Source organism: Ereboglobus sp. PH5-10, assembly GCF_029504735.1.
Classification (GTDB): Bacteria; Verrucomicrobiota; Verrucomicrobiia; order Opitutales; family Opitutaceae; genus Ereboglobus.
In genome coordinates, this window is sequence record NZ_JAQFIP010000011.1 from 67,240 (window position 1) to 88,471 (window position 21,232).

Here is a 21,232-nt window from a genome sequence, read left to right on the forward strand (position 1 = left end):
TTCTTATTTTTTCGAGCGGTTGGAGAGTCCCCGCAACGCGGCGAGGAGCGCGAGTGCGATGATATAATGTAATCCCGGCGCGCCACCACCTCCTCCTCCGCCGCCGCTTTCACCGGAGGTTGGCGGCGTGGTCGTGCCGCTCGTGGTGCCGCTGGTCGTGGCGGTCACGGTGAGCATGGCCGCATTGCTTGTAACAGAGCCGAGTTCGTTTGACACTACGACGGTGTAGCTGCCTGCGTGCGTTGTTTGAGAGGAGGCAATTGTGTAAACATAACTGGTCGCGCCTGAAATGGGCGATCCGCTTCGCCGCCATTGATAGGTCGGATTGGGCGCGCCGATGGCAAGCACGCTGAAGCTGGCCGCGGAGCCGGCGGTGACGTTTTTGTTTTCCGGATGTTTCAAGATGCGCGGACTGTCGAGCAATACGCGGATGGTGTGGTTGCCCGTGTCGGCTACGTAGATGTCGCCGGTGGTGTCGTCGATTGCCACGCCTGCGGGCGAATCAAGGCGCGCGTTTTCGCCGAGGCCGTCGGCGCTGCCGGAAACGCCGATGAGGCCGGCGCGGGTTGTGACTTGGTTTGTGAAGGTGTCGAGATGGCGGATGGCGTGGTTGCCGGTGTCCGCGATGTAGAGATTTCCCGCGATGTCGATTGCGAGGCTTCGCGGGTTGTTGAAGCGCGCGGCGGCGAGCGCATCGCCGTTTGCCGTGCCACTCACGCCTGGATCGCCAGCGATGGTGACGGTGGCTCCAGTGGTGGGGTCAATTTTGCGGATGGCGTGGTTGCCGGTGTCCGCGATGTAGAGATGGCCGTCGGGGCTGAGCGCAAGCGCGCCAGGGTTATTGAATCCGGTGGCGAGCGTTGAGGAAGTGGTCGCGCCCACGGCAAATTTGAGGACGATATTGTCCGACGTGGATATGTAGAGATTGCCGGCGGTGTCGCGCGCGAGACCTGCGGGGCGATTGACACCGGTGGCAAGTGTGGCGAGTTGCGCAGTGGCGAGATCAAGAGTGCGCACGGCGTTGTTGTTTGTGTCTGCGATGATGAGCGTCGCACCGCCTCCGTTGATGATTGCGCGGGGGGCGGCGAGTGTCGCGCCGTTTGTCGCAAGCGTGGAGACGATGCCGGGCGGGTCAATGAGCCGGATGGTGTTGTTGCCGGTGTCGGCGATGTAGAGGTTGCCGTCGGCGCGCGCGTGCAGCGCGGCAGGGGCATTGAAGCGTGCGAGCGTGGTTTGGCCGTTTGTCGCGCCGGTGCTTTTTGCCTGGCCCGCGAGTGTAACAAGCGCGGTGTGCGCGTCGGTGTCGGCGGCGGGCGCGATCGTGAGCGTCAGCTTTAAATCGGTGGAGCCGGCGGCGTTGGCGGCACGGATGGTGATCGTGTAGGTGCCGCTCGCCGTGGGTTTGCCTGAAATGATGCCGGTCGCGGCGTTAAAGGAGAGTCCCGGCGGGAGTCCGGTGACAGTGTAGACGGCCGTTGCGCCGCCTTCGAGCGTGGCGGCGTAGGTGAAATCGGTTCCGGCGCGCGCGGTGTCGGTTGCGGGACTGGAGAAGACGGGCGGGAGTTCGGTGGTCGCGGAAGCGACGGTGAGCGTGAGTGTCGTGCCGCTGACGGTGATGGTGCCGACGAGGTCGTCGTGGAGCACGATTGGAGCAAAGTCAGCCGAAGTGAGCGTGGTGACGCCAAAAGTGCCGAGCACTCGCGTGGAGCCGGCGGCGAGCGCGGTGGAATTAATGAGCGTGATGACGCGCGGAGTGGAACCGCTCTTCGCCAGCGTGCCTGTGACGACGAGGCGGTCGCCGCGCGAGATGTCGAGTTGGAGCGCGGCGGCGGAATCCCAGGTAAGCTTTGCAAATTTGGAGAGCGTGCCGCCAACCGCGAGCACGCCTTCGTTGATATTCGCCATGCCGGTAAATGTGTTCGATCCGGAGAGTGTGAGCGTGGCCGCGCCGGTTTTGGTGAAACCTCCGGTGCCGCTGAGCGTGCCGGCGAACGCGATATCGTGGGCGGTGTCGATGATGGTGTTTCCGGTGAGAACGACGGGATGCGCGGTTGTCCACGCGGCTTTCGCGCCGAGCGTGCCGCTGGCGAGCGTTATTCGGCTGGTTAGTGTGCTGGCTCCGTTTTTCACAATGCCGCCGGAGCCGAGGTGGAGCGCGCCGCCATCAACCGTGATTGCGGCGGTGCCGGAGGTGACGGTGTTATCATAACCGAGCGTGATTTTTTCAAATGTTGCCGAGCCGCCGCTGAAGGTCGCGATGCCGGGTGTGTTGACGTTCGCGCCGTTGGCTTTAGAGAGGATGAGACCATTGCTCGTTTCGATTGAGACGAGCTTGCCGCCACTAACCCGCAGGCCACTGGCGCGGCCGGAGGTTGTTTGGTTTCCAATGGTAAATGCGCCGGTAACGAACACACGGCCCCCCTCGACGGACATCGCACCACTGGAGTTGGCGGTGCCGATGCCGACTGTCGCAGCCTCGACTTCACCACCGCGCACGATGAAGCCAGTGGCGTAGTTAATGCTTCCGGCGCTACGGCGAATATTGATTTCGTTGGCGATGAACGTGCCGCCGGTGACGAGAACGTAGCCGTTGTCGGCGGTGGCGGAGCGGAAGGTGCCCATGCGCGCGCATCCGGATTCGACGAGGAACGCGGATCCGCCGCCACCGTCCATACGGCTGGTGGTTTGAAGGAGGCCGCCGTTGACTATGAGGCGCGCGGCGCCGGCGATACTAAAGACGCTGTTTCCGATGTTGAGCACGCCGCCTTCGCCGACGGCCATGTCGCCGACGCTCACGGTGACGCCGCCGGTGAGCGCGTTGGAACCGGTGAGCGCGAGCATCGAGCCGCCGGTTTTTATGAACCCCTGATTTCCGACGAGAGGGACGGCGATGGCGGCCTGCACATCGAGGGCAAGGCCGGAAACGTTGATTTCGGGTGTGCCGCTTGCCACGGCAAGGCGGAGCGTTGGCGCGTTGCCGGCCGCAGGCGGGGCGATGAGCCAGCCGCAAGATATTTCCGGATCGGAATCGCTAAAAAAGATTTTCCCAACGGTGCCCGATGTGTTCAAGAGGACGGTGGTATCTTCCGCAAGATTGAGTCTGCTGAAATCAGCCGTTTTGCCGATGCCTTGTGCTCGTGTGCCATCGATCCAATTGTCGGCGTCGCTCCAAAGACCGCCGGGCGTTGTGTTTGCCCACACGCCGTCGCCGAAACGGACTCGGGTAACGGTTTCGCTTGTGACCGGGGTGTCCGCGAGCGCATTGCCGGCGATGTCGGTGATGCCGGAAGAGATATTATTAATGTCGAGACGAAGCGTGCCGTCGCCGTCGAGATTACCGACAGTAACATTGAGAAATGCATTGTTGACTAGGGCGGTCACGTCGGTGATCGCGCCGGTTAATCCGTCGGCAAAAACGGGCGCAAACGATGCGATGGACGCGCCCGCGACAGTTTCGCTGAATTCAACTTGAAAGGTGACTGTCGAACCGGCCCCGGATTCGGGGCGAGTGATCGCCTTAACAACAGGTGCAACCGTATCGACGGTGACGGCAAACGCAGGCGCGGCAAGGCTGTTGCCAGATGAGCCGCCCTCCCCGCGGGTGGCGATGGCGGTAAACGCATAGTCACCATCAACGAGTCCCGATGCGTTCGCACATGCGATGCTCCATGCGCCGCCGGCATCGACTGTGGTCGAGCCAATGCTGCCGCCGGATCCCATGATTGAAATCGTGACCATATCGCCAACTGTCGCGGTGCCGTGTAGTATGACGTGTTTGTCGTTTGTGATGCCGTCCATGCTCGAAACGCCGGTGTCGTTTTCGAGGTGGGAAATCGTGGGTGTGGCGATGGATGTATTTATTGAAAAACCCGCGGAAGGCGAGATGGCGGCATTGCCAGCCTCGTCAACAGCACTTGCAACAAACGTGTAGTTGCCCGCGGAAAGCGGCTCGCATTGGAAACCCCACACTCCGTCGGCATCGGCCCGCACGGTGCCAAGATCGCCATAGGGCGACGCCGAGACGGTGACAAGACAACCGGGCTGCGCGGAACCGGCGAGCGTGTATGCGTTCGCATCGTCGGTGATGCTTTGAATGACAGGCGCGGGCGGCGTTGTGGTCATGACAACAACCGTGAGAGGTTGCGAGGATGCGCCGGTATAGCCATCGGCTCCGGTGGCCGTGGTGGTAAAGTATGATTTGCCTTCGGGAAGATTGATCGCGGTGCAATCGAGCATCCAGATTCCCGACACATCGGCGACAACCATGCCGATGACTCCCGTGCCGACGAGAGTGATGTTGACCGTTGCGTTTGGCTCGGCGAAACCATGGAGAGTGATGTTGGGATTTGACGTGATGAAATCAGCCGCTGAAAACCCGGTGTCGGGCTGGATGGCGGTGATGACCGGTGCGGGCGGGCCAAGAAGTTCGCCGAGTCTGGTAACGATGTTTGACGCGGGCGGCTGGCGCATGGCGTGGCCTAGGTAGAAACTCGGGCACGGGGCCTGCCTGTAACCGACATTTTGGCAGACTATGGCCATGCGATACTGGCGGTCGTGCATAAGCGTGTGGATGCGGTGCGTGGTCGGAATGGCCGTGGTGTAGATGCGCAGGGCGCGGCCGTCGGGCTCGGGCATTATCAACTCCTCGCGCCAGTCGCCGAAGAGGTCGGCGCAGAGCAGCGGCTTTTCATCGGCGGCAACTTCTGCGGAGGAAAACATCGTGTCGAGCTTGTTGGCGCTCCAATTCCATTTATATATAATATTATTATAAACGGGCGAGCGGAGCAGGTCGCCGTCCCACCATGCGGCAAAGGTCATGGAGGTTTTCATCGGGACGAGTTCCCTGTGCGTGATGGAGGAGCGGATGTTGCAGCTCTGCCCCCAGATTTCAAAGCCGGGACTGCGCGGGTCGATGTCGGCGGCCATGGCGCCGTCGGTGTCAGCGGTGGCGGGGATGCTGAAGAGCACCTCGCCAGTGGACGCCTTGCGGAGCGTATGACCGATGTAACCGTTTTTGCTAACTTCCTCGTGACATGCCCATACGAGGATGTCGTTGCTGGCCGGATCCATTTTGGAGATGATCATTTTGTCGCCGTGACGGAGGCCGGTCGAGTAAAGGCCTGTGCCGTCGTGATCGATAGTGCAAGCGCCGTAGATGATTTCGTCGCAGCCGTCGTCATCAACATCGGCAACGGCGATCTGATGGTTACCCTGGCCGGCATAGGCTTCGTTTCCGGGCGTGGCGGAGTCGAAATACCAACGTTGTGTGAGTTTTGCGGGTTGGTCGCCATCTTTGCGAAAATCCCAGGCGGCGACCACAGTGCGAGTGTAGATGCCGCGACTGTAAACAATGCTTGGGCGCTGTCCGTCGAGATAGGCGACACAGGCGAGGAAACGATCCATGCGATTGCCGGTTTTGTCACCCCAGATCGCGTTTTGACGGTCGAGCGTGGGATTGTCGTCGTGATTATCGGGGTCGCGTTGCGGCAGATATTGAATGGTGTCGAGCGCAGCACCGGTCAATCCGTCAAACACGGTGAGATATTCCGGACCGGAGATAACGCGCCCCATAAGTGTTTCGGTGTTGGAACGATGTTCGCGATGATCGGCGGCTGGATCGCCGATGACATTACCCAAACCGTCACGAGTGCCATCGCCAGTCTTAATAACGATCTGGGCCCTGCCGCTGCCTTCAAAGTCGTAAACCAAGATGTGATTGTGATGATAGGAGCAACGAATGTTTATGCCCATGTCGATGCGCCAGAGACGCACCGCGGAGGGGGCGGCGGTTTCTGTGGCGGGAACAAGTTTGTAGGCATCGTAATAAACATTGCCGTTGTAAGTGCCGCGAATACCGAGAGCGGAATCGGCAGAGGAAATCTGCATATTGGAGGGAATCCATTTGAGAATAATTTCGTATTGGCCGTCACCATCAAGGTCGGCGACGGAGCTTGCGCCCGGAAAATAGGAGCAAGTGGTGCCATCGGGCATGGTCATGTCGGCAGGGGGCGTAAGCGGTATGCTGAGGTAATTTCCCACGGGCGCGCCGGCGGGCAGGATAACCGTGTCGCCAGAATCGTCCATTGAGGGCTGCTCCAAGCCGCCGATAACTGGACGCACGATGTAAATGTTGGGGCGCGTAAAATCCGCGGTAGTGTCGGTGTAGTTTGTGCCTTGCGTGAGCGGCGAGGAGTTGAGCAGCACCGGCGCGCCACCATCGGTGATCCGGTAGAGATTGAACGCGGTGTCGGCGAGCTCGGTGCCGAGCAAGCGCCAGCTCACGAAGGCGCCTGTGTCCGAAACGCGCACGGCGACCACGCCGCGGTCGAGTTTCTCCATAAGCGAAGGGAGCGGCGCCGCGGCAAGGGTTGCGGGGATCGCAAGCAATGCACTGAAAGCAAACAGGGCCGCGCCAAAACTGCGCAGCAGCTTGAGGTATTCGTTTCTCATATATAAAATACTGTGTGCGTATAAACGCAAAAATAGTTTCAGGGTTGGGTTATTGTTATCGGCTCCACACCTTGTATAATACCAAACGCCCCTCTCCGATTGCGTCACCAAATCTGGTGAGATTTTCGCCATTGCACTTCGCGACGTCACAAATGAGATAATGCCAGACATGCTTCCCCTCGCCTCTCATGCTCCATGTATCCTGCGCGCGGCGGCCCGGCGCATCGCCCCGCCCGTGTTGTTACTTGCGGCATTATTGATTGGGATCGCGGAGGCCGCGGCGAAAACCTCCCCGTTGCGCGACGAGGACTTCGTATTTCGCGAGTGGTTTGTCGAGGACGGCCTGCCGCACAATGTCGTCAGCAACCTGCTGCGCGATCCGCGCGGTTTTCTTTGGGTGGGCACGCTTGGCGGTCTCGCGCGCTTTGACGGGAGGGAGTTCGTCAAGTTCAACATGCCCGACGAGTATATGGACGGCGGCTACAATATTCGCGGCCTGGCGATGGAGGACGAGCACACGCTGCTAATCATCACGGGAGGCAACAAACTCGTGCGCTTGCGCGACGGCGCGTTTGAGCTGCATCCGGCAAACGCGCTGCTGGAGGGGTTGCGTCCGCGCGACATCGCCGTGGAACCGGACGGCACCCTGTGGATTGGCGTCGGCACAACAATATCGTCAATCGTGCGCTGGGACGGCAGGGGCATGAAAACATTCGGGGCTGACGACGGAATAACGGGAAGGGGCGCGCATTTCTGCTTTGTGCATGACCGCCAGAACAACCGCATGTGGATAAGCGGCGCGGATTTTTTCGGCTGGCACGATGATGCCGGGCTGCATCGCTATGAAGGCGAGGCGGGGCACGAAATCATAATAGCGCCGGCCCGCTCGGGGGGATTATGGATTGGCGCGCGCGAGCACCTGGCCCGGTTCGAAAACGGAATATGGAGCGAAGTCATGTCCGGCGACGCATGGAAGGATGCGGGGAGTCTTGGTATACGCGACATCTTCGAAACAGTCGACGGCACCGTATGGATAGCCACGCGACGCGACGCGGTATTTCGCCTCGTCAACGGCACGCTCGAACGCGTTCCCTTGCGCTACGAACGCATACTGGCGATCACGGACGACATTGACGGAAACATGTGGGTGGGCGTTTACGGCGGCGGCTTGGTGCGCGCCACGCCGCGGAACTATGCGCTGCTAAACACCGCCGCGGGCATGCCGACGGACATGAGCTACTCGGTCTGCGAGGACGAGGAGGGCGCGCTCTGGTGCGCAAACCAAAACGGAGGCCTCGTGCGCGTGAAAGACGGCAATGTCAGCGTGGCCACGCTTCCCAATGGAAAAAGCGTTTACATAAGCATCGTTTGCGCGGACCGAAACGGCCGCGTATGGGCAAGCACAACCGGCGGGCTTCTTTGGACAACGAGCAAGGGCCAGCTCAACGACAACACCCAGGGAGGCGGGGCGCAAAAGTGGATTTTGCAACGCTACGAAGTGCCGATGCGCAATGTGCAGACGCTTTTTTGCGCGTCCAACGGCGACCTCTGGATCAGTTGGGACTACACGCACCTCGGCTTTCTGCGCGACGGCAGGTTGCACACGTTCAAGCACGCCGAGGGTTATCCCGGCGTTCGCGTCGCGGGCATTGCCGAGCGGCGGGACGGGGAAATCTGGGTCTGCCTTGAGCAAGGCAACCTGCTCAGGCTCGACAAAAACAGCGGCAAGTTTGTCGAGGAAACCAATTTCGACGACACACGCTCGATCCGCCTCATGACGCTGTTCGTGGACAGTCACGAACGCATTTGGCTCGGCACAACACACGGACTGTTGCTCTGGCGCGGCGAGCAATCGCGCTTCTTCACCACGGCGGACGGCCTTCCGGACGATATTATCAACCAAATTTTGGAGGACGGACACGGCCGCCTTTGGATCAGCAGCCGGGGAGGCATCTTTTATGTTTCGCTCGACCAACTCCTCGCCGCCGTTGACTCGCCGGGCGAAAAAATTCCGGCAACCCTGCTCGGCCGAGATGAAAATCTCACAGGCATTTCCGGCATGTCGGGAGGACAGCCAATGGCATGGAAAGGGCGCGACAATCGCGTCTGGTTTGTCACCTATCGCGGCGTGATCGGCTTTGACCCTCCGAAACCAACCGATGCGCGCCAGCCCTTGCGCGTCCTCATCGACGGCATCTCCACAAACTGCGGGCCGCTGCAAATCACGCCGCCGGAAAACACGATGCGCGTGCCATCCGGCGCCGCGCCGATGGAGCTGCATTTCACGGCGCTCAATTTTTCCACGCCGGAGCGCACGCGCGTGCGCCGCATGCTTGAGGGATTCGACATGGACTGGATCGACACCAGCAACGAAAACATCGCCATCTATCCCCGTCTTCCACCCGGACGCTACGTGTTTCGAGTGCAAGCCGGCACCGCGGGCGGCGGCATGGCAAGGCAATCGGAGGCGTCGCTCAACATCATCGTTGCCGCCGCATGGTGGCAAACATGGTGGGCGCGACTGCTGGCGGTGCTCGCATTTGCCGCCATCGTCGCGCTGTGCGCGCGCCGCGTTTCCAACCGCATCCTCAAGCAACGCCTCCGCCGCCTCGAACACGAGCACGCTCTCGAACGCGAACGATCCCGCATCGCGCGCGATCTGCACGACGACCTCGGCAGCCACATCACCAAAATCGGCTTCGCCGCCGACCGTCTCCAGCGAAACCATCCGGAGTTGTCCCGCGAAGAATCGCTCGGGCGCATCATAACGCACTCGCGGCAGTTCTCCGAGGATCTGCACCGCATCATCTGGACCGTTAATCCACAAAACGATCGCTGGCATCAACTCGCCACCTACATAGCCCACTACGCGCAACGCCATCTCGCTGACACAGGAATCATCTGCACCGTCGAAGGCGTCGATTTGATTCCAGACCTCCCTCTGACGCCCGAAATTCAGCATCATCTTCTCGCCCTCACCAAGGAGGCGCTCAACAACATGCTCAAGCACTCCAAAGCCGACCGTGTCACGATCCATCTCGCGACGCACAATGGACGCTTCCTCATGGAAATCGCCGACAACGGATGCGGTTTCGACACGAACGCCGCGAACACCGACGGCAACGGCCTCGCCAACATGCGCGCGCGCATGGCTGAAATCGACGGCTCCATCAAAATCACCAGCCATCCCGGGCACGGCACGCAAATCGCGGTCGATGTCCCGCTCGAATACAAGCCGCCAACCCATTTGACCAACACCCCCTAACCGCCAATACTCCCAGCCATGCCCATCTCCATCGCCATTGTTGAAGACGACGCCGACATCGCGGACGAAATTTCAAAACTCATCGAGGAAACACCCGATTTCAAACTCTCCTGCTGTTGCCGCAACATGCACAGCGCCCTTGAGCGCATCCCCGCGCTTGCGCCCGACGTCGTCATTATGGACATCAACCTGCCCGACGGCTCCGGTATTCAAGCCACCGCGCAAATCAAACGCATCCTCCCAAAAACCGAGGTGATGATCTTCACGATCTACGAAAACACAGAGGATATTTACCAGGCGCTCGAGGCCGGCGCCAGCGGCTACCTGTTGAAGCGCTCCAGCTCGAGCACGATAGTTTCATCAATCCGCAACATGATGAAAGGCGAGGTGCCGATGACCGCCGCCATCGCGCGCAAAGTCATCCAGTCATTCCAGAGGAAGGAAGCCTCCACGCAAAGCAATCCGGCAATGGCGAGCCTGACTCCGCGCGAATTGGACATACTGCAACTGCTCGCCAAAGGCCATCCGACCAAGGAAATCGCCAGTCAGCGCTCCATCAGCGTGGACACGGTGAATACGCATCTGCGGAGAATCTACGAAAAGCTCCATGTCCACTCCCGTGCAGAGGCAATATTGAAGTATTTGGACAAAAAATAACACACCACGAAGGGGCGAACTGCGGCCGTTTGATTCGCCCCATCCAAACACACCTACTGGCGGGAATTTAAGCCGAAAAAACTCCAATGGGGTGGGCCGGCGCAGGCAATAATATTGCTTACTGCGAGTTCTCGTCAATTTTTCAAAAACCACCAAAATTAGTGAATAAAAATCACCATTTTTGGTGACGCATAGTGTCCATTGTTTTTGTTATTATCGGGCAAGCATAGCAAACCCTGTCCCATAAATCCCCATACTAAGCCTGCCTCTATTATCATTTCGTGCCCCTTGTTGCCATCAGCGATAAACACTGACTGTTTTTCAGCAACGAAAACTCCCGTTTGTTGAAAAGAGCCGGATGTGCGCGCCTCACCACCACACATAAACTGTGGCTATGACATTCACCCATACCTACGCATATGAACTACACACCAAAACGTAATATATTAATGCGCCTCATCGCGATGTCAGTCAGTAGCCTGCCTGCATTAACCTCGTTTGTTATGGCGCAGGCTCTCAAGCAGGATGCAGCAACAGCATCACCTTCCGATGCCGGCATTCCTGTTATTACTCAAAGCATTGCGCCATCATCAAATTCAGAAGATGTTATAATGATGTCACCCTTCCAGGTGGATGCGACGCGTGACAAAGGTTATTATGCCGAAAACACGCTCGCTGGCAGTCGCATGAAAACCAACATCGCCGACCTTGCCTCTTCGATTTCCGTGGTAACCAAGCAGCAGCTCGAAGACACGGCATCCATGGATATAAACGATATTTTCAGGTATGAAGCCGGCACTGAGGGCACGCACACCTTCACATCCTATACCATCGACAAAAATGGGGGTGTCTCGGACGTGGGCGCAGGTTATGCACCCGGCGGCGGAGGAGGCACGCAGACGGCGGCAACCGCCAACCGCATTCGCGGGTTAAGCGCGCCAGACGCCTCTCGCAATTTCTATTCCGTTTCCTCCCGCATGCCGCTCGATTCGTATAATACGCAATCCATCGAAATCTCCCGCGGCCCCAATTCGCTGCTGTTCGGCAGTGGAAGCCCCTCCGGCATAGTCAATCAATCGACAACCGACGTCGATCTACGAAAACAACGGTTCAAAGTTCAGTTTCAAGTTGATAGCAACTCATCCACGCGCGTTACACTCAGTGCAAACGTGCCCTTGGTCAAAAACACCCTCGGTTTTTATGTCGCCGCACTCTACGACGACAAACAATTCGAGCGAAAACCCTCCTATGATATTACGAGACGGCAATACGGAGCCATTTCGTTCAAGCCATTCAAAACGACTCTCATTAAGGCAAATGTTGAAAATTATAATAATGCCAACCGCAGACCCAACACTGTGACACCCCGCGACGGCGTTACAACATGGCTGGACTCCGGCATGCCGGCCTATGATCCCGTCAGCGGAACTATCACAAAACTGGCGACAGGCGAAGTTGTCGGCCCATTTGTTTCCAGCACCACATCGGCCAACTATGTTGCCTCCATCAACCAAACACCCGCTTACTGGACCGCCAAATATGCCGCCGACGGTCGCCCTAACGTCAATATGTTCGCGAATGGCGGCGATGCGCTCAATTCTGTCAATTCCTACTGGCATATTCCCGGCATTGTATTTCAAAGCGGACTTAGCCGCCCCCTCATGCGTGTCGCCAACGGCTCCCTCGTGGATTATTGGGCCAGGCAGCCTTCCACTGTTTCGTCAAACAACGTCCAATATCCCTCCACCGCATATCCAACACAAGCGACTATAACTGCCGATCCGGCCATGCAGGCCATGTATGAACGCCGTTGGACGGCGTCGTCCCTGCCAACCGCACCAACCCAATATAGCAGTTATTACGCCCCCGGCGTTACCAACAAAGACATATATGACTGGGAGCATGTAAACACCATCCAAGCCAATCACGGCACTGTTAAGGGCGCCACTTACAACGTCGAGTTTGAGCAGCAGATTCTCCGCGACCTGTTTTTCAGTGCCGGGTGGCTGCGGCAGGATCTCGATTATAAAGACAGTTACACCATCTCACAACAATCTGGAGCCATATTGTTTATTGATACCAACTACCGGCTCCCAAATGGAGAGCTGAATCCTTACTTCGGCTTGCCCTATGTGGAAGATTCGGCGCCCGACACATTCACCGGCTCCGAGCTGCGTGATAATTATCGTGCGATGCTCTCGTTCACGCCTGACTTTACCCAAAACAAAGGCTGGACCAAATGGCTCGGCAAATACCGTTTTCTCGGCATGTGGGCCAAGGAACGCGTCACCACAAGCATGAAGCGCCACCGGGGCACACTCACTTCCGCAGATAACTACGATGGCAATCTCCGCTATCTTCCAAACAAGGCCAACGCCAAAGGCTGGCGCTATGCCGACACCACCATCAGACGCTCCTTCTATCTCGCAAATCCGGGTGATCCTTACGGCAAAGTCACTCAAGGAACAGGCAGTTTCGGCAATCCCGGCACATCGAGCGCCGACATCATGACCTACAACTGGGCAACCGGACAATTTGAAGCCGACACCGTCGGATTGGAGACCGTCATGATGCATGATAGCAGCGGTCAGAAATTCCGCGAAATCGAATCATGGAATCTGGGCATGCAGGCCAATCTTCTCGATGATCGCATTGCAGTGACAGTCGGCTGGCGTCGCGACAAATACAAGGCCCGCTCCACAACCACAGGAATCATAAGCGATCAAGATGGAAACATGCTCGAACCCGCGATCAGCAGCAACAAGGGACTCCTGTATCCCAACGGCTACGCCAACGAAGACTTGATTATGAATCGATGGAATCAGCAGTGGGACAAGCTTAATGCGGAAACCACCACGACGGGCGTTGTCGTCCGCCCCTTCAAAGATGTCTGGAGTAAAATAAGCATCGCTGCCGAACGAGGCAATGTCGCCGCCGAGTTCTTGAACAACATATCATTTCATTACAACAAATCGGACAATTTTAATCCGCCCCCGGATGCCAAGACCGACATGTATCGCCGCGCATTGCCAAAACCCGAAGGTGAGGGCAAGGACTGGGGCGTCAGCTTTAATCTCTTTCAAAACAAGCTCTACGCACGCGTCAACTGGTATGAAACTGTCAGCTACAATGAACGAACCAATTCGGCATCGTCATACCTCGGCAGAATGCGTGCGATCGATGATAATTTCATGGTGCCGTGGGCAACAATGATTGTTCGCATCCAGGATACGCAACCCGGCGAGCTTTACCCTTGGGAGCTGGGCTACTCAAATGTCACGCAGCCCGCGCTCACCGATGCGCAGCTGGATCGTGTCTGGAAAATGATCGGACTGCCCGCCAAATATTACGATGGCATTGATTATGCCGCCACCCAAACCAACCGCTCCAGGGGCACGGAACTCACCGTTATCTATAATCCACGCTCCAACTGGACTATCAAATTCACCGGTTCCAGAACCAAGGCCATGTATAATGACGTTGCGCCCGAAGGAGACTCCTGGCTTGCCAAACGCCTCCCATACTGGAAATCGGCCACGATTCCCTCCGGCTTGCCCGCAGAAGCCTATGCGGTGTTTGGTTACAACGGTGAAACCGTCACGAATAATCCATCCGGATCAGATTATTACATTGGTGATTTTTGGAACTCGTTTGGCTATAAGAGCGAAATAAAGCTGAACAACTCCGGTGACAAAACCCTCAAGGAATATTATACAACAACCGTCGAGGGACAAATTGCCATGGCAAAGGCGCTGCAAGGCCTTCCATCACCCAGCCTCCGTCGGTATCAAGCGGCTCTCACCACAAACTACAATTTCGACAAGGGCTCGCTGAAAGGATTTTCGATTGGCGGCAGTCTTCGATACGAGTCCAAGGCCGCCATCGGCTACTACGGCAAGGAGGGCGACCCGGATCGTCCCGGAATCATAACGATGAGCGACGTCAACCAGCCCATTTACGACAAAGAAAACTATTACACCGATCTTTGGGTTGCCTATAGAACCAAAATTCTCGGTGGAAAAGTTAGCATGAAAATTCAACTTAATGTATATGATGTCTTCGAAGACGGCGGCCTGCGCACCATCGGTGTAAACTGGGACGGCTCCCCATACGCCTACCGCATCGTCGACTCCCGCAAGTTCATCCTCAGCACGACATTTGATTTCTAGTGGTCGTTGCCAATGGAGCGCAAAAGGGCCGCTTAAAATAGCGGCCCTTTTGCGTTCCAGTCGTGTTTATTACTCTCGGGAACATGTCCAACAGCCATGCAATTTAGAAATTGGTGGTTAATACCAGCAGCCACTAGCTTTTACACTTTACAAGAGGGAAAGCGCCGATAGAGTGGACGCATGAGCCGAAAACTGCCGCCGGTGGGAATTGAAAACGCAAAACAGATAGAACAGGCCTGGGCAAAGCCGCAGCCTGAGTGGGCCAGACAAAGGTTGCTGGTTGCCCGGCTCATAGCGCGGCACCAGCTCAGCGCCGGCCAAATCGCAAAAATTGCGGATGTGAGTCGCAAAACCGTGTTCAACTACCGGGACAAGATTATGAAAGGCGGAATTGAGGAGTTGCTCAGGCGCGACTGGAAGGGGGCGCGCACGCCGGCGGTGCATGGCATGCTCGCCGGGGAGTTTGTCGAAAAACTTAAAACCGGACGGTTTCGCCAGGCCAGCGACGCGCAGGCGTGGATTAAAAAACGCACGCGCAAGACGCTGAGCCTGAGCGCAGTGCGCAAGGTGCTGCGACGATTCGGAGGCAGGCTCAAGAAGCCGAGGAAGTCGCACGCCAAAAAGGACGCGGCCAAGGCGAGCGAGTTCAAGGAGGAGCTGCCAGGACGGCTTGCGGCATTAAGCGAACAAGCCGGTGGCAGGCCTGTGAGGCTGTGGGTGCTCGACGAACATCGTTACGGGCTGCTGCCGGTGATACGCAGCACATGGGGGTTGAGAGGCGTGCGGGTAACCGCGCCCTATGCGACGCGCTACAAATGGGGTTATCTGCACGAGGCGCTTGAAGTGGACGCCCAGAACAGGTGCGAGCTTTTGTTCACACCGGCAATAGATCAGGACATCCACGCGCTATTGCTCAGGCAGATTGCCGAGTCGGATCCGGAGGCGCTGCACATAGTCATCGAGGATCAGGCCGGTTTTCATCTTGGGGCTGGGGATCCGCGCGTGCCCGCAAATGTGAAGCTGCTGCCATTGCCGCCGTATAGTCCCGAACTCAACCCGGTGGAGTGCTTTGGCTCGATGATAAAGGCGGGGGTATGCAACCGGCTGTATGAAAGCCTTGAAAAGCTCGAAAAACACATAGAGGCGGTGGCGCGACGCTGGAGCGAGCCATCAGCGGTGCGCGGACTCATCCACGACTGGCTGCTTGAAAAAACAAACGATGGCGCGACGGCCTAAAGTGTAATTGCTAGTGGGTGTTGGTATAAGTTTATTGGAAGTGATTATGTCCAAAAATCACCACATTTGGTGATGCGAAAAAACTGCTGTTCTTGTTATCATGGAAATCTGCCAAAGCCGCTCCGATACCCGTGATACAACACATCTCCCGATGAAAACTCCCCTGCACTTGTTCCTCTCCCTCGTTATGATTTTCGGCGCCACCATGGCGCGCGCGCAAACATCCGCTTCCACCGTCATCCCCGACACCACATTCTCGCTTAACGGCACATGGCAATTCGCGCTGGCCGCGACCGGCGCGGAGGCGGATGCGCTGGCCGATTTTCACAAGCCGGGTTTCAACGGCGAAAACTTCACCCCCTCCCCCGTTCCCTCGAACTGGTCCGTGCTCGGCTACGAGGAACCGGTCTACCGCGGCTTCAAGGACGATAAGGCGGGCGAAGGGTTCTATCTGCACGATTTCACTCCACCGAAGAATTGGAATGACAAGCGCGTGCTGCTGCATTTCGGCGGCGTCTGGTCTTCCGCTGAAGTCTGGCTCAATGGAGTCCGCCTCGGACGACACGACAGCGGTTACACCAGTTTTTCCTTCGACATCACCGGCAAGTTCAAGGCGGGCGAAAGCAACCGCCTCGCCGTTCGAGTGCGCCAGATAACGCGTGAATACAAGTTCGACGTTTACGACGACTGGACGCTCGGCGGCATTTACCGCGACGTCTCGCTCGAGGCGATGCCGCAAAAACGCTGGATCGACAGCGTGGTCGTTCAAACCGTGTTCGACGATCTGTTTCGCGACGCCGACCTGCGCGTGCGCGCAATGGTGGGCGACCGGCACAAAAACACACTGCCGGGCAATTATCCGAGTCCCGGCGAATCTTACGATTTGCGCGTCACGCTTTCCACGAACGAAGGCATCGAGATCGCGCGGCAGCAACTGACCGTCCCCGCGCACACGGCGACGGATCGCGAGCTGCGCCTGACCCTGCGCGCGCAATCCCCGCGCCACTGGAATGCCGAGACGCCTTATCTCTACAACCTGCGCGTCGATCTGTTGGAAAAGGGCGAGATCACGCACACGCGCACCGAACGCGTCGGTTTCCGGCAAATTTCAACCGATGGCGGTGTTTTCCGAATCAACGGACAGGCCGTGAAGCTTCGCGGCGTGAATCGTCACGACGAGCACCCCGATGTCGGACGCGCGACAACGCGCAAGCACTGGCTGCAAGACATCACGCTCATGAAGGTGGCGAATATCAACTTCATCCGCCTCGCGCACTACACGCCCACGCGAGGCTTCATCGAGTTGTGCGACGAATTGGGAATGTATGTCGGCAACGAGGTCTCGATCGGCGGCGCCGGCGACCTCATGTATGATCCGTCGTTTTCCGCCGCCGCGCTGCAACGCGCACACGAAACCGTCGTTCGCGACATCAACAGCCCGTCGATCGTCTATTGGTCGGTCGGCAACGAGGACCCGCTGACCTCGATCCACATGGCCTCGGTGAAACTCGTCAAGGCGCTCGATCCCACGCGCCCCGTCCTGCTGCCATGGCGTTGGGAGGAGTGGCTTCCGCCGGAAATCGACATGCTCGCTCCGCACTACTGGCACCCGCGGGAATACGACCGTCTCGCCGGCCGCGCCAACCGGCCGATCATCACCACGGAATACACGCACGCCTACGGCACCGACGGGTTCGGCGGCCTCGAGGCGCGCTGGAGAGAATTGACAAAACACCCCGCCGGCGCGGGCGGCGCGATCTGGCTCTGGGCCGATCAGGGAATCAAAACCCCGGTGCAAAAACCCAAGGGAAAGTCCGGCGACCGCAGCGACGGCGACGAATACATGCGCCTCGACTCAGCCGGCTGGGACGGCATCGTCGACGCCTACCGCAACTCGACGCGCGACTACTTGGAAACCAAAGCCGTTTATGCGCAGGTTTATCCCGCGATGGATAAAATCACCTTCACCCCCGGCGAAGCCTCCGCGCGCATTCCCATTCAAAACGACTATGACTTCACCGATCTCGATACCGTGAAAATCGCGTGGTCGATCCGCGAGGATGAAAACGAACTCGCCTGCGGCTCCGGCTCGATCAGCGGCCAGCCGCACTCCGTTTCCGCGTTCAAGCTGCCCTTGGAAAAACTGAAAACAATTCACGCGGGGAAAACCTACTACGCATGGTTCATTTTCACTGGCGCCGACGGTGCCGAAATCACACGCAAGGCTGTCGAGCTCGTCCCCCTCGCGAAACCCTCGCCACGCATTTCCACGCCGTTAAAACTGACAGTCTCGCAGGGGGAAAGCGTCACCGTCACCGCTGGCGGAGCGCGTTACGTTTTCGACCCGAAAATCGGGCGCCTCGTTTCCGCCGCGTTGCACGACAAAACGCTCATCACCGATTTGCGCCCGGTCATCTGGCGAAAACTCGACGACAGCGAAGTCAGCGTTGTCGGACGGCGCGCCGCTCGCGAGGCGAGCGATCTCAACCGTTACACGGCCTCCGCGACGACATGGGACGTCACGGAAGAAAACGGACGCGTCGCGATTCACGCAAAAGTGGATTACTCCATCGACGAGAAAAACCGCTTCGCCACGACCTACGACTACGAAATCGGGGCCGACGGCGGCCTCGAAGTTCGCTACGAAATTCTGCCCGAAGTCACGGTGCCCTGCGTTCCCATTGTTGGCATGGTTGTGCAATCCGCTCCGGAACTCGGAGCCATCCGCTGGCTGGGACTCGGTCCCGACAACGCGTATCCCAACAAACGCTCCGCGCCGATCCTCGGAGTATGGGGCGGCGCGGCGGGAAGCGCGGATGTGGCCGGCACAAAAGCCATGCGCTGGCTTGAACGAACCGGCGCCATGGGTGGCTTTCGTATTTCGAATGTTGGATATTTTGAGCACGACACATCCGCACCGGACACGGTGCGCATTTTGTCCGGTGTGGCCGCCCGTCCCGAAAAAGGCCGCAAGGCGGACGATGACTTTCCCCAACTGGCAACCGGTGCCGGCAAACCACTCGTCGGCTCCCTGAAAATCGAACTCAAGGGAAACGATTAAATGCACAAACGCTCCTGTTAAACAGCGTGCCATTCGCCGCCAAAGTTAAGGACAAGAAACCGGTGGCCGGTGGCCTCGCTGCCGGTCGAAACGAGTTCAGCATAACTCAAGCGATAAAAGATATAAGTGCTTATTTTTCCGCAATGGAGGGCTTCCCCACGAGGCCTCCCCATTCTGAGCGTTTTCCAAACCGGACGACTCGAAGGCCGCCCTTCCATTTCACGCACAACCGTGCCACCAGCACTGGTTAGGATAGAATCACCACATTTGGTGATGCGAAGACACAGTCAGTTTTGCTATTATCGGCACAGCAATCAATCCCGACCCTTGCTACGCAAAAACCTCTTTCGATGAAAACACCTCTGCTTCTATCCCTCGCTTTTGCCATGGCTTTCGGCGTGACGCTGCGCGCGCAAACAACCAAGCCCAAACCGCCCAAAAATCCGCCCGCAACTGTTAGTAAAATTGCCTACGGCGAACATGAGCGGCATGTGCTCGATTTCTGGCGGGCGCCCTCCGACAAACCCACTCCCGTGCTTATCTACATCCACGGCGGCGGCTGGGTGCGCGGTGACAAAAAGGAAGTGCCTTACGTGCAAAAATATCTCGATGCCGGCATCTCCGTCGTTTCGATAAACTACCGCTTTACCTGGCAGGCGCAACTCGCCGGTGTGAAACCGCCCGTTTCGTGGCCTTTGCGCGACGCCGCCCGCGCCGTGCAATTCGTCCGCTCAAAAGCCGCCGAGTGGAACCTCGACAAAACCCGCGTCGCCGCCTCGGGCAAATCCGCCGGCGCATGTTCAAGCCTCTGGCTCGCCTTTCATGATGACATGGCAGACCCGAAAGCCGCCGATCCCGTCGCCCGCGAATCCACGCGTCTCTGGTGTGCCGCCGTGAACATCGCGCAGACGACGCTCGATCCACAACAAATGATAGAATGGACACCCAACAGCCGCTACGGCGGACACGCCTTCGGCTTCATGGACCCGAACGACCTGAAAACACGCGACACCCGTTTCGCCGAATTTCTCGCTCACCGTGAAGAACTGCTGCCTTGGATAAAAGCGTATTCCCCCTACGCACTCGCCACCGCCGACGACCCGTCCGTTTATCTATTCTATACGGATCCGCCCGCCCTCGGAAAATCCCCGCGCGACCCGACGCACACCTCAAACTTCGGCGTGAAGTTGAAGGAAAAACTCGATCCCCTCGGCGTCGAATGCGAGCTTGTCCATCCCTGCGCCACCGATGTGAAACACGAGCGCATTGAGGATTACGTGATAAACAAGCTCGGCACAAACACCCCCGTGCCAAAATCAAACCGGACGACACGGCGCTCGTCCCTCCGTCAAGCGGACATCCTCGCCGCGATGGAAAAATCCGCCGACTGGCAGCTCGCAACCGAGGTCAACCCTATCCATAAACCCACGGGTTGGGTAATGGGCGCGTTTTATGCGGGTCTCATGGCAACAGCCGACACCTCAAAAAGCCCGCGCTTCCGCGAGGCCATGATCAAGATTGGCGAAACCAATAAATGGAAACTCGGAAAGCGTGTGTATCATGCCGACGACCACTGCGTCGCCCAGGCATACATTGAACTCCACCTGAGCGAAAAAAATACGAGGCCGGACAAAATCGCGCCCACACGCGAGCGGTTTGATTATATTCTCAATAATCAGAAAACCAGCGACACGCTCTATTTTGACAAAAAGCGGCGCGGCAACGGCGACCGCTGGTCATGGTGCGATGCGCTCTTCATGGCCCCGCCCGCATGGATCGGTCTCTGGAAGGCAACCGGCGATGCGCGCTATCTCGATTTCATGCTCTCCGAGTGGAGCGCCACATCGGAACTCCTCTACGACAAAGAAGAGCACCTTTTCTATCGCGACAGCCGGTTCTTTCCGCCGCGGCTTGAGGCCAACGGTAAAAAAATATTCTGGTCGCGTGGCAACGGCTGGGTGCTTGCGGGCCTTGCGCGGGTGATGAATTACCTGCCAAAGGATCACCCGGCGCGCCCGCGTTTTGAGCGGCAGTTCAAGGAGATCGCCGCAAAGGTCGTTACCTGCCAGCAAGCGGATGGTTTTTGGCGCGCCAGCCTTCTCGATCCCGAAAGCTACCCGAACAAGGAGTCCAGCGGCACGGGCTTCTTTGTCTATGGCCTTGCATGGGGCATCAACAACGGGTTGCTGGACGCAACCACATACGAGGCGCCTGTGATGAAAGGCTGGGCCGCCCTCATGTCGTGCCAGCAGGCGGACGGAAAAATCACAGGCATTCAGCAAATCGGCTCCAGCCCCACCGCCCATAGTGACGACAACAGCGAGCCCTACGGCGTGGGTGCCTTTTTGCTGGCGGGTTCAGAAATGTATAAGCTTGTGGATAAAAAATAGTTTT

General features: G+C 58.0%; 7 protein-coding genes. 6 read left to right on the forward strand and 1 reads right to left on the reverse strand.

Translation table 11 applies throughout. From position 1 onward, the window contains the following. Window positions 1–3: 3 nt before the first annotated feature. The gene (locus M2447_RS09860; RefSeq protein ID WP_277558469.1) at window positions 4–6,450 is read right to left on the reverse strand and encodes an Ig-like domain-containing protein; all 6,447 of its coding nucleotides are present in this window, start codon (window positions 6,448–6,450) and stop codon (window positions 4–6) included. A gap of 169 nt (window positions 6,451–6,619) precedes the next feature. Between M2447_RS09860 and M2447_RS09865 the strand changes: the two genes are divergently transcribed. From M2447_RS09865 to M2447_RS09890, 6 genes are all read left to right on the forward strand, one after another. After that, window positions 6,620–9,715 carry a sensor histidine kinase gene (locus tag M2447_RS09865; RefSeq protein WP_277558470.1) on the forward strand — a complete coding sequence of 1,032 codons (3,096 nt, stop codon included), beginning with the start codon at window positions 6,620–6,622 and terminating at the stop codon, window positions 9,713–9,715. Between the two features lie 18 nt (window positions 9,716–9,733). Continuing rightward, window positions 9,734–10,372, forward strand: coding sequence for a response regulator transcription factor (locus M2447_RS09870; protein WP_277558472.1), 639 nt, complete (start codon window positions 9,734–9,736; stop codon window positions 10,370–10,372). Window positions 10,373–10,791: 419 nt separating this feature from the next. Then, window positions 10,792–14,541 carry a TonB-dependent receptor gene (locus tag M2447_RS09875; protein ID WP_277558473.1) on the forward strand — a complete coding sequence of 1,250 codons (3,750 nt, stop codon included), beginning with the start codon at window positions 10,792–10,794 and terminating at the stop codon, window positions 14,539–14,541. Window positions 14,542–14,721: 180 nt separating this feature from the next. Further along, complete coding sequence (locus tag M2447_RS09880; protein ID WP_277558474.1) at window positions 14,722–15,777, forward strand: IS630 family transposase; 1,056 nt, start codon at window positions 14,722–14,724, stop codon at window positions 15,775–15,777. 151 nt (window positions 15,778–15,928) lie between these two features. Beyond that, entirely contained in the window at window positions 15,929–18,838 is a 2,910-nt protein-coding gene (locus M2447_RS09885; RefSeq protein ID WP_277558475.1) for a glycoside hydrolase family 2 TIM barrel-domain containing protein, read from the forward strand. 350 nt (window positions 18,839–19,188) lie between these two features. Further along, a complete protein-coding gene (locus M2447_RS09890) occupies window positions 19,189–21,228 on the forward strand; it encodes a glycoside hydrolase family 88 protein (RefSeq protein WP_277558476.1) in 2,040 nt (679 codons plus the stop codon). Window positions 21,229–21,232: the final 4 nt, after the last annotated feature.

Coding starts and splice junctions, on each gene's coding strand:
- M2447_RS09885 (WP_277558475.1), top strand. CDS start 15,929: ATGAAAACTCCCCTGCACTTGTTCCTCTCCCTCGTTATGATTTTCGGC.
- M2447_RS09890 (WP_277558476.1), top strand. CDS start 19,189: ATGAAAACACCTCTGCTTCTATCCCTCGCTTTTGCCATGGCTTTCGGC.
- M2447_RS09875 (WP_277558473.1), top strand. CDS start 10,792: ATGAACTACACACCAAAACGTAATATATTAATGCGCCTCATCGCGATG.
- M2447_RS09860 (WP_277558469.1), bottom strand. CDS start 6,450: ATGAGAAACGAATACCTCAAGCTGCTGCGCAGTTTTGGCGCGGCCCTG.
- M2447_RS09870 (WP_277558472.1), top strand. CDS start 9,734: ATGCCCATCTCCATCGCCATTGTTGAAGACGACGCCGACATCGCGGAC.
- M2447_RS09865 (WP_277558470.1), top strand. CDS start 6,620: ATGCTTCCCCTCGCCTCTCATGCTCCATGTATCCTGCGCGCGGCGGCC.
- M2447_RS09880 (WP_277558474.1), top strand. CDS start 14,722: ATGAGCCGAAAACTGCCGCCGGTGGGAATTGAAAACGCAAAACAGATA.